The 12,085-nt window shown below is 46.7% G+C and carries 7 protein-coding genes; all 7 read right to left on the bottom strand.

Annotated features, from left to right (window positions below):
* Window positions 1–58: 58 nt before the first annotated feature.
* Window positions 59–1,357: a sigma-54-dependent transcriptional regulator gene (locus VYM24_RS14815; RefSeq protein WP_016278390.1), complete on the bottom strand. Its 1,299-nt coding sequence runs from the start codon at window positions 1,355–1,357 to the stop codon at window positions 59–61.
* On the bottom strand, window positions 1,329–3,710 hold the full coding sequence (locus VYM24_RS14810; RefSeq protein ID WP_016278391.1) for a hybrid sensor histidine kinase/response regulator: 2,382 nt from the start codon (window positions 3,708–3,710) through the stop codon (window positions 1,329–1,331). The genes VYM24_RS14815 and VYM24_RS14810 overlap by 29 nt, the downstream gene beginning before the upstream one ends.
* 186 nt (window positions 3,711–3,896) lie before the next feature.
* Window positions 3,897–5,249 carry an efflux transporter outer membrane subunit gene (locus tag VYM24_RS14805; protein ID WP_032941512.1) on the bottom strand — a complete coding sequence of 451 codons (1,353 nt, stop codon included), beginning with the start codon at window positions 5,247–5,249 and terminating at the stop codon, window positions 3,897–3,899.
* The gene (locus VYM24_RS14800; protein ID WP_016278393.1) at window positions 5,250–8,363 is read right to left on the bottom strand and encodes an efflux RND transporter permease subunit; all 3,114 of its coding nucleotides are present in this window, start codon (window positions 8,361–8,363) and stop codon (window positions 5,250–5,252) included.
* The gene (locus tag VYM24_RS14795; protein WP_016278394.1) at window positions 8,360–9,484 is read right to left on the bottom strand and encodes an efflux RND transporter periplasmic adaptor subunit; all 1,125 of its coding nucleotides are present in this window, start codon (window positions 9,482–9,484) and stop codon (window positions 8,360–8,362) included. The genes VYM24_RS14800 and VYM24_RS14795 overlap by 4 nt, the downstream gene beginning before the upstream one ends.
* Window positions 9,481–10,020, bottom strand: a complete 540-nt coding sequence (locus VYM24_RS14790; protein WP_016278395.1) for a GNAT family N-acetyltransferase — start codon at window positions 10,018–10,020, stop codon at window positions 9,481–9,483. The genes VYM24_RS14795 and VYM24_RS14790 overlap by 4 nt, the downstream gene beginning before the upstream one ends.
* 115 nt (window positions 10,021–10,135) lie before the next feature.
* Window positions 10,136–11,929: an LTA synthase family protein gene (locus VYM24_RS14785; RefSeq protein ID WP_330940315.1), complete on the bottom strand. Its 1,794-nt coding sequence runs from the start codon at window positions 11,927–11,929 to the stop codon at window positions 10,136–10,138.
* Window positions 11,930–12,085: the final 156 nt, after the last annotated feature.

The raw sequence follows: 12,085 nt of genomic DNA, 5'->3' as shown, positions 1-12,085 counted from the left end.
AACGTGTCTGCATTTATTATCCCCATCAGACACAATGTGTTCAGAATTATGGACACATTCAGTTTAAACCGTATTTTTTCAGTTTCAAATAAAGCGTACTCCGGGATATACCCAACAGCTGGGAGGCAGCTTTCCGATCATTACCCGTAGTTTCCAATGCTTTCACTATCGCTTCCAATTCCGTACGCTCCATATCCAGCCGGTAATTATCCGATGGTTTTATCTCCATCGGAAGGTTGATGTCTTTAAGTGTAATCCATTCATCCTGCGCCAATACACACGCACGCCTCACCACACTTTTTAACTCACGGATATTGCCCGGCCATGAATAAGCCCTGAAAGCCTTCCTCACGTCCATATCAAATTCCTTCACTTTCTTTCCCAATTCCTCGTTCGCATAGGAAAGAAAGAATCCGGCTAACGGAATAATATCATCCGCACACTCTCTCAATGACGGAACATGAAGCGGAAATTCGTTCAACCGATGGAACAAGTCTTCCCTGAACCGCCCCTCACTTATAGCCCGTTCTAAATCCTCATTGGTGGCTGTAAGCAGTCGTATGTCCGCTTGTATCTCTTCCTTTCCGCCAAGAGGTCTATAACGTTTCTCTTGCAAGGCACGTAATAGTAATACCTGAGTTTCCATGTTCAGATTACCAATTTCATCCAGGAACAATGTTCCATGATTGGCGGCAGTAAACATGCCGGTTTTATCTTCAGTTGCTCCCGTAAAAGTACCTTTTTTATGTCCAAACAATTCCGATGCGGCCAGCTCCCGTGGTAATGCCCCGCAATCCACCGCTACAAAAGGAGCGTCCGAACGTCCGCCAAGTGCATGGATCCGTCGCGCCACCCATTCCTTACCTGTACCCGATGCGCCACGTATCAATACGGATAAGCTTTCTGCGGGAGCTACCAAACGAACCATCTCCTGAAGTTTTACTGCCAATGGACTTTTACAGACATAAAAAGCCTGCTCCGGATTTCTCCTTTTCTCCCTACGTTCCAACAGTTCACGGATGACATCAAGTACTTTTTCTGTTTGTACGGGTTTGGGGAGATAATTGTCAGCCCCTTTCTTTACAGCTTCGACAGCACCAGGTATATCTCCATATCCTGTCATGATTAGAAAAGGCATACGATATCCATGTACCCTCATCCATTCGAGCAATTCCACACCATTACAGTCACCAAGGCGGAAATCCGACAAGACCAGATCTACTTCGTGATCGCTTAGAAATTCTTTTGCGGAATTTACTGACAGCACGTAACGGGCATCCATCCCGTTTTTTACCAGCCAGTTGGCGGTAGTACGTGCATATATCCGGTCATCTTCTACTACCAATATGGTTTTCATCCGGTTCAAACTTTAATTCTTTCGCTTTTTTTACGGCCTGTTCCACTGCTTTCATCAGTCTTTTAATACGGGCATCCAATTCCTTACACCATTTTTCAGAGGATAGTGAAGCCATCTCTTCCAGTTCATTCAAGGGTACATTGATACGAATCATCCCCCATAATGGAGCAGCTTTGTGTATGATATGCCTCAATTGCATATAATTTGCCGTTTCCAAAGCGTCCTGCATTTCAGAGAGTTCCTTTTCCGTGTCCTCTATGAACATATCCAATAGTTCCCTCGTATTATCTTCACCCTCCATGATAGCTGCAAAATTCGTTCTGTCTATATATGAGGTAACCGACACTAATTCTTTCTGCGAGAAAGGCTTATACAAGCAGTCCGCAAAACCGGCTTTTCTGAAATATTCCGGTTTCTTGTCCGCCTGTGCGGTTACAGCCAATACAGGAAGTGTTCTTGTTTGGCCGAAGTTGCTGCCACGAAGTAAGGCCAGTACTCCATAACCGTCCATTTCCAACATCCTCATATCCGTAAGCATAAGGTCATAACGGTTACGGCGTAATGCTGCGATCAGTTCACTTACATTCAGGCAGCAATCACATTCCACTCCATGGCGTGCATACATCTTTTGGATTACTTCCAGTTGTATCCGGTCATCATCTATTACCAGCACCCTCATTCCTGAAAGTTCACCACCTTCCAAAGGTGTTTTTATTGTGTCTGTTTTTCCATTTGTTTCACGCATAGGTAGGCATACCTCGAATGTGCTTCCGTGTCCCGGTGTGCTTTGGACATGGATAGTACCTTCCAGCAATGTTACCAATTTATATGTTATCGCCAATCCCAGTCCGAAGCCTTCTTCCGCATTTGGCGCTTTACCTCGTTCAAAAGCGGTGAATATCTGTTCCTGACTTTCCTTATCAATACCTATGCCCGTATCTCTAATGAAGAAGGATAGCTTTCCGACCCGGTATTGTGCGCCTACTTGTATATATCCGGCACTGGTAAACTTTACTGCATTTGAGATCAGATTATTGAGTATTTGCACCAACCGCCCGCAATCCCCCTCAACAAGTATATCAGAATCTATCACTTTTATTACCAAGTCCAACCCTTTCTTTTCCGCTACCGATAAGAATGAGTGGGCAGCATCTTCAATTGTCCGCCCCAAATGAAAGATTTCTTTTTCCGGCTGTTCCTTTTCCGCTTCCAGCCTGTAATAATACAGCAGGTTATTTGCCAACCCAATGACATGGCGCGAGGCATGCAGGATATTCATTGCATACCCTTTGCTCTGTTCCGGACTTTTTTCATCTTGTAATAATTCTGCATATTCGCTGATAGTACCGAGCGGTACACGGAGGTCATGGCTTACTGTCAGTATAAGATTACGGCGCGCGGCCAGCAGTTCACGATTCCGGCAGTCAGACGCTTCCAGTTTCAGCCGATATTCCTGCCTCTTTCTTATGTCCTGATGGATAAAAAGGTAAAATATCACTATTAGCAGGATGGCGATAGCGGCTATAAACAGAATGATACGAAATGATTGCTCCCTTGATGTGGTAATTTCCTCTATTTCTTTTTCTGCTTGCTTGATAACTACTTGTTCAAACTCACCAATAAGTGTGTTTATTTGTGAATTCAGTTCTGTGTTACGCCATTGCAAACTGTCGGAGTAGGTGGTCAACTTATTCCAGTAGTCGGTATATTGTATAGACATTTCTTTTTGCAGGGAATAAAGTTCCCTGGTTATTTGTTGGGATGCGGACGGCTGTTTCGTTTTTTCCTTTTGGTATGCATAGACAGATTTTTCTTCTTTCTTTTTAAATATCCCAAAGAAACCACTCAGCCTTTTTCCCGTCTTTTCTGGTTTGTCTGGTAACAATATAGTATGCATTTGTAAAGCGACAGAAGGTATTCTCCGTTGGAACAAACTGTCAGAATGCAGTAAATCCGAAAGAGTATTCATCACTCCAAGCAATAGTGCTTCTTTTTCCTGTAAAAGCAAAGATATTGTGTCGATTTGTGCATGTTGTATGTCGGACGGATAGTATCGTTTCAGTCCGTTCAAAGCGGTGGTTGCTATTTCACGCTTCATCCGGTATTCATTGAATTTATCCTTGTCACGTAATAGCAGGAAATCATCAGAAAAGGAGAAGTCAAGCAGTTTTTCAAAAGTCCGGTTCACGGCTTCTCTTTTTTGCTTGATAAGTAATTCTTCACTATTCAACATTTCCATCTTCTGATGTTCCAGCCACACAAGAGAAACAATGATAATAAGGAATATGAGTAACGATACATATCCGACAATAATTTTTAACCGGAGAGATACCGACGAGTTATTTATTTGCATTTGTTCTGTTTTCATTCTAAATTATACCATGATATGCGTTTTACATTAAAGTGATATCTGTGATTTTGGCTATAGTTCCATTCTGGCATCAGATAAAATCAATACTCAAATCGGAAAAATATTCTTTTTTGGGGTAGCAAGGTTCTTAGTACCATAATTTGTACCCCTACATCAATCTTTATATTCTTATTTCCCTCCTAATGCATGATATAATTTAATCACTCCTTGTATCTTACTAAATATATTTTGCACTTGAGTCTGTTCGGCATCAAGAAGTGATTGCTGGGTAGTAAGCACTTCCAAATAGGTTGCGTCGGAATGACACATCAGCAGTTCTGTCTTCCGTACAGCGTCGTTCAAAACAGAAATGCGCCTTTCACCAATTTCAATTTGAGATTTTGCCGTCTGCCATACGGTCAAAGCATCGTTCACTTCTTTTCCCGCATTCAGCAATGCTTGCCGGAACAACAGTTTGGCTTCTTCCTGACGGCTTTTGGCTATATTCAAGTTGGCTATATTCACGCCCCGGTTGAATAACGGCTGTGTAAGGGAACCGATGACGTTGAGCAACCATTGTCCGGGATTAGTGATTACTCCGCCTCCATTGTTAGTCCAACCAAGTGTCCCCGAAAGAGTGATATTAGGATAGAAAGCAGCGCGGGCTACATTGGTGGCGTAAAACGCTTGTGCCAGTTCCATTTCAGCCTGACGTACATCAGGACGGTTAGAAAGCAACTGTAAAGGAACTCCGATAGAGATTGTATCAGGAAAAGACGCCTCAGTCAAATTATTCCGTTCAATCGAGTGTGACGGCATGGCAAGTATCGCAGACAAGGCGTTCTCTGTTTCAGAGATACTCTTGCGTATGGCCAGTTGCGATGATTCGAGTTGCATCACGTTTGCCTTTGCCTGTAATACGCCGGCTTCATTTGCCTTGCCCACCTTTTTCAACGCTTCAAGCGTGCGTACCGTAGCCCGCCAGTTTTCCAAAGTCCGATTGTTTATCGCCATCTGCGTATCAAGCATGGAAAGTGTATAGTAACTGTCAGCTATAGTAGCGACAAGTTGTGTTTGTACGGCTTGCTGATAGTCACGGCTTCCTTGCAGTGCGGCGACCGCACCACGCTTTGCAGCCGTGAGCCTGCCGAATATATCAAGTTCCCAACTTGCAGACGCACCAACATTATATGTCTTTGCCGTCGTCCCGTCATACCGGCTGCCACCACCTTCGGCATTAATCCCAAGTGAAGGGAGATATGAAAGCTTAGCCGTAATCAAAGCTGCCTCGGCTGCTTCAACCCTCAAACGTGCCACATTGAGATCAGTATTCTGCTTAATTCCTGTTTCAATCAGAGATTGAAGTTTCCGGTCAGTAAACATTTCCCGCCATGACATAGATGCAATTGTTACTGTATCAATACCTGCCGGTAAGGTCCGATATAGATTCTCTGTCGGGATTTCAGCCCGATGATACCGGCTATATGTGCTACAGCCGGTAAGCATCAAAGCGGATATTATATATATTGCTATCTTCTTCATTTAATTACGTTTAACACGTTCTTGAATATATTGGAATACGATGAATAATGAAGGTACAAGGAACAACAGGGCCAACGTACCTATAATCATACCTCCGATTACGCCTGTGGCAAGCGAGCGGCTACCGTTGGCACCCACGCCATGAGCCATCATCAGCGGAACAAGGCCGAACACCATAGACAGTACGGTCATCAAGATAGGACGCAGGCGAACCTTCGCCGCACTGTATGCCGCCTGTGCCAGGGTCATACCTTCCGACCGCCGTTTGCCGGCATATTCGGTCAGCAGAATGGCAGTCTTGGCAAGCAGTCCGATAATCATAATCAGTCCGGTCTGCATATAGATGTTGTTCTCCAGCCCGAACAGCCATGAGAACAGGAAGCTGCCCATCAGCCCGCAGGGAACTGACAATAAAACCGCGAAGGGAATAAACACGCTTTCATAGAGGGCACACAGAATCAGATATACCAAAACCATACAGAATATGAATATAAGCGTGGTATTATTGGCAGTCTTGCTCTCCTCACGTGAGATACCACCAAACTCATAGGTGTAATTTGCCGGAAGCACTTCGCGCGCCGTCTTCCTGATTGCATCAAGTACCTGCCCCGAACTATAACCTTGAGTCGGAGAACCATTTATCGAAATGGCATTGAACATGTTAAAACGGGTGAGATCCGACGGACCGTTGGTTTTGGTCAGGCGTACAAACTGGCTTAATGGTGCCATACCACCACCGGATGTACGTACATACATGTGATTAAGGGATTCCGCATTTACACGATATTCCGAAGGAGCCTGCATCGTTACATTGTAGAGTTTGGAGAATCGGTTGAAATCCGAAACATATTGTCCCGTGCAATATCCCGAAAGCGTAGAGAGCACATCGGACGGGGAAACACCCGACTGTTCGCATTTCGCCGCGTCAATATCCACCCAGTATTGCGGGTAGTCCGTAGCAAATGAGGAATAGACTTCTCCGATTTCAGGACGCTGCGACAATGCCTCGACAAACTTGTCTGCCTCTTTCTTGAAGGCGGCAATGTTACCGCCGGCCTTGTCCTGCAAGTAAAGTTCAAAGCCGTTCCCCATACCGTATCCGGCAATCATCGGGGGAGACATGGCGAATACGGTGGCATCGGGGATGTCTGAGGTGGCGGCATAAATCTTTCCTATGACATCATTGACCGACTGCCCTTTCCCCTCACGCTGTTTCCAGTCTTTAAGCGTCACGAAATACATAGCTTGTGACGGACCGGAGCCGCTGAAAGAAAAACCGGCTATCGCGCCACTGTATTCAATCTCGCTTACGCTGTCGAGACAGTCGCCGATACGCTTCATGACCTTGCCCGTCTGTGCCATCGAGGTGCCGGGTTTTGTATTCATGCTCACCGACACCGTGCCGGTATCCTCTTCGGGGATGAGCCCCGTCTTCGTGACATTGACAAGTAGTACCAGCAACCCGAACGAGACCGCAATGGTGCCCCACAACAGCCACCGGCGATGGATGATGTATAGTACCCCACGCACATAGCGACGGCTCAGGCGGTTGAAGACCGCATTGAAAGCCTTGCGGAAGCGCGCCGCAAAATTGTTCTTCGTGTTTCCGTGCTCATCGGTATAAGGTTTCAGGAACAAAGCGCACAACGCAGGAGAGAGGGTGAACGCATTGATAGCCGAGATGCCCACGGCAACCGCCATCGTAATGCCGAACTGGGCATAAAAGGCTCCGGAAGTGCCGCCCACCATGGCTACCGGAAAAAACACTGCCATGAATATAATGGTAGAGGTAAGTATGGCCGAAGATACCCCTTTCATGGCATCATCGGAGGCGAGAACTGCAGACTGATAGCCCTCGTCAAATTTCGCCTGTACCGCTTCCACCACCACGATGGCGTCATCGACCACAGTCCCTATGGCAAGCACAAGGGCGAACAGGGTAAGCAAGTTGATGGAAAATCCAATCATGGACATTACGGCGAATGTGCCGATGATGGATACAAAGATGGAAATCGTGGGAATAAGCGTGGACTTGATGTCCTGCAAGAACACATACACCACCACAATAACCAGAAGTATCGCCTCGATAAGCGTCCGTATGACAGAATGGATGGAGGCATACAGGAACTTGTTGGTATCGGTAAGTACCACGAATTCTGTTCCCTCCGGCAGGTCACGCTTCAAGTCATCGAGTACCTCATGAATTTCTTTGATGGTACTTGAAGCATTGGAACCGGCTTTCTGGTTAATAAGCATAATGGCAGCCGGACGACCGTTCACCTCGGTAGAATAATTATAGTTTTCATCACCGAGTTCCACGTCGGCCACGTCCTTCAGCCTCAGTACATCGCCTCCGGGCTGGGACTTGATTACCAGTTCACCGAATTCTTCCGCCGTGGAAAGACGTCCGCGATACTTCATCGTGTATTCATTGGCCGTGGGATGGTTTGCTCCGAACGAACCGGTGGCAGCCTCGATATTCTGTTTCGCCAGAACTGAGGAAATATCATCGGGAATCAGTCCGTATTGAGCCATCTTGTCGGGACGCAGCCAGAGGCGCATACTGTAATTGGAACCGAACAGTTGCGCCTTGCCGACCCCGCTTATTCGTTTCAAGCGTGGCTCGACATTGATTTTCATGTAGTTGTTGAGAAACGTCTGGTCGAAACGGTCGTCGGGTGAGTAAAGCGCGAAAGTCATAAGTTCGGCATTCTGCTGTTTCTCTGTCGTGACACCGCTTTTGGTGGCCTCCGCCGGAAGCTGGCTCAACGCACCGTTTACGCGGTTCTGAACGTTTACCGCCGCCATGTCCGCATTTGCGCCCTGCTTGAAATAGATGTTGATGGATGCGTCTCCCGTGTTTGATGCGGTCGAGGTCATATAAATCATGTCCTCCACGCCGTTGATTGCTTCCTCAAGCGGGACGATTACCGCTTTCTGCACAGTTTCGGCATTTGCACCGGGATAGGTGCAGAATACGTTGACGGTCGGTGGTGCGATGTCGGGATATTGCTCCACGGGAAGGGCCTTCATTGCGATAATGCCCATCAGGACAATCACCACGGAGATAACACCCGAAAACACCGGGCGGTCTATGAAAAAGCGCAAGTTCATGGGGTTACGGTTTTAGGTGTGACAATCATTCCTTCCCTTACAAGTCCTACTCCTTCGCACACAATGGTATCACCGACAGAGAGCCCCTGCTTTACAACGAAGTGGTTGCCGTCGTTCAGACGGTCCGCTGTCAGGTAAGCGGCTTCACTCTTCCCGTTTTTAAGGCGGTAGGCGATAATTTTGTCCTGCAACTCGACAGTGGCGGTCATGGGAACCAGAATGGCATCCGTATTCAGTCCTTGCAGGATGACGTTGCCGATGGTACCGCTCAGCAGCTCGCGGTCGGGATTGGGGAACAGGGCTTTGATTTGTACCGCTCCGGTAGTAGGATTCACCACACCGCTGACGGTCTCTATGTGTCCCTTCTGTCCGTAGAAAGTGCCGTCATTCAGTTGCAGGCTGATTTCAGGCATTTTGGAAATCATCTTGTCAATTGATCCGTATCGCGCCCTGAGCTGACGCAGCTTGTTTTCGGAAACGGAGAAATAGGCGTACATCTCCGAATTGTCAGATACCACCGTGAACGGCTGTGCCATGTTGGGATTGACAAGTGCGCCGATGCGGAAGGGCAGTGTGCCTATCACGCCATCACTCGGACTTTTTATCTCGGTATATGAAAGGTTGTTGCGGGCATCCGTCTCCTGTGCCTTTGCCTGTTCGAGTTCGGCAAGTGCCACAGCCAGTTGATTCCGGGCAAGAGATAGTTCATAATCGGATATGACCTTCTCGTCAAACAAGGCTTGCTTGCCTTGCAGTTCGATTCGTGCCGTTTCAGTCTTGGCTTGTGCAGCGCTGACGTTGGCCTGCGCCGTGCGTAGTGCCGCCAGATAAGGCACTTGGTCAATCACGGCCAATACTTGTTCGGATTTCACCCATTCGCCTTCTTTTACACACAGGCGGCTGATACGTCCCGAAATCTGGGGCATGATGTCCACATCCTGCCGTCCGCGGATGGAGGCAGAATACGTTTCCTGAAATTCAATAGGCCGGGAAGAAACCACCATAACGGGCAGTGTCTGTCCCGTTTCCTGTCTTTTCTGTTCCGGTTTGCAGGCTGCCAGTGAAGCAGCCATAAGGGTCGTTGCCGTGACACCGGCAATCCATGTTCGTCGATTCATCATCTGTTCTTATTGTTTTTCCATTCTTTATTCAATATCGCATAGATGCAGGTATCCTCATACCGTGGTGTACCGTCAGGATGACATATAAACGATATGAACTCTTTCATACATCCTTCACACCTCATTCCGAGACGTTCACACAATCTTTTCGACCGCAGATTATCGTCTTCGACAAATCCGTAAACACGTCGTGCGTCGGCATCACGGAAAAGGTAGTCCAAAAATCCTGTTGCCGCTTCATACGCCAATCCCTTGCCTTCGAAATGTTTGTTGAAATGCCAACCAATGCTATAAGTGTCAGTATATTCGCACAGAGCGAAAACATCACCGATAATAAAATCGTCCTCTCGCAGACATACGGCATAGCGCAGCATATCCTCGGAAGAATGGAAAATATAAGCCAATGCCGATTCTTCAGAATACAGACGGTCACCAACAAAGCAATTGACGCGTGGATGAGAAAGGTATTCCAACAAACCTGCGGCATCCTTCTTCTGAAAGTCCCTGATGATAAGATGTTCTGTTTTAATGATCATATATCGCAAATTTTAGATGCAAAAATACTTCGTACCCAATATGCTGACAATCGGAATACAATCGAAACGGAGAAAACCGCTTCCAGAACGACGAAAATAGCTTCCGAAATATCGGCTATCGCAAATCCTTCAATTTGTCGAATCGTATTATCCGGTCAGAGATTACCTGAGACTGCCGCATTCTCAGAAGTTCCTCGCGGGATAAAAACATGGTATCTCCCTCTATACTTCTTTTCGGGCTGATGGCAATACCCGGCTTTCCAGAATCGAGAATACTTTGACCGATACCGCTCCACCGATAACTCTCCAGACCGAGCAAGTTCAAAAGCGTGGTATAGATGTCCACCTGTCCCATTACTTTTGTATGATACATTGCTATAGGAGAGTTTAATACAATAAAAGGTGTGAACTCGTTCTCCGAAACAATTCCTTTCCCTGCTTTTGTACGGCACAAATCTTTGCGATTGTCCGCCAGTCCTTCGTGGTCGCCGGTTATCACCACCATTGTCCGTCCGTATTCGGGACGTGTTCTCAGATATTCCACGAATTTCCCGATCGCCTCGTCCGTATAATGCGCCACGGTCATATAGTCAGCCATGACTTCGGGAATCCGATTGGAGAAATGGACGGTTTTTAGAGATTCTGGCATCTTGAACGGCGAATGACCGGAATATGTGACCATCTGAATAAATACATTTTCATCGGAACGCCAAATCTCCCCGTTTTCCATCTTTTCCCTGCATTGGCTGAAAAAAGCGTTGTCGCCCAACCTTTTCCGGTTTCCGAATGCTTCCGTCATCCGGAAATCAGGATAAGAGACAATGGTATCTATTCCGAAACTCCGGGCCACCGCCCCCTGATTCCATGTTTTTGTCTTATCCACTGTTAAAAGATAATTGCGAGTTCCCTTAAGTTCTTTCATTGCCTTGGGCAAAGTGTGGTATGTATTGAGAGGAAACCGGCAACTGTATGCGCCGGTCTGCAATGGCAACAGACCGGCGAGCACAAGCAACTGGGCATCAATGGAACGCCCTCCGTTGACTTGTGTAAGCACATGGGGGGCATACAGCGTGGACCGTTCTTTGAGAAGTTTATTGAGATAGGGTGTGATTTCCTGATTCTCAACGGTGAGATTCAGTACCCAGCTCTCCAGTGATTCGGCCAGAATAAAGATGCAGTTGTCCCTGGATGCAATGTCCGGCACAGGAACAAGCGCAGGTCTCTCCGAAAGCCAATTGTGAATTTCATGTTCCTGTTCTTCCGTTAGTTCAGGTAGTTCGTCGGCATAGTCAAAATAGAGTGTGCCGAACAGTGTATAAAGCGGCGGACCACTTGCGTGTCGATGGGCAGACGATTTCATGTTCCTATAGACTGTAAGGAAACCGCCTCGGATAGAAAGATTGACAGCCAACAGTGCACATAAAAATATGAGCAGTGTAAAATAAGCGTGTTTGCCAAACGGAAATATGATTTTCGACCGATGGTTTCTCCAAAGCATAAAAAACACGACAGCGGCAGTTGAAGCAGGAAATAGTCCGTCGCACCATCGGAATGAAGCTGTCACACTCGGTAGAAAATCGGTCAGATTTCCTGCCAATAGGTAACTTGATAAGGGAATGGCGGAAAAATAGCTCCGATAATATAACAAGTTGGCTACCATCCATATATCCAGAACCACCATGACAAGTATGCTTGCCGCTATACGTCTTGTCAATATGTAGGGAACGGACAAGACAAGCGTGGCTGCAAGAGCCGTGGCATACGACTCCCAACATGAGAAAGGTGTAAAGGTGGTGTAATAACACCATATTGCATTAAACAGGAGGAATTTGAAAAATACTCCCGCTATTGGAATGGCAGGCTGTATTCTGCTGCCTGCAACATTCCCTTCTTGTTTGTTAACAGTCATTGGCTAATTCAGTTTAGTGGAATTCTTCCTAATTATTTTTACTTCACTGGGAGCGATAATATCTTGTTTCATAAGATAAAATATATCACTACCGATTACTTCAACCTTGGCTGCTCTCAGAACAATCTGAAATGGTCGCGTTCACACTGAATACGT

The sequence above is a fragment of the Bacteroides sp. MSB163 genome, from assembly GCF_036416795.1.
In the GTDB taxonomy this organism is placed as follows: Bacteria; Bacteroidota; Bacteroidia; order Bacteroidales; family Bacteroidaceae; genus Bacteroides; species Bacteroides maternus.
Note: the sequence above shows the minus strand (reverse complement) of the source record. Positions and strands in the feature narration are given on the sequence as shown.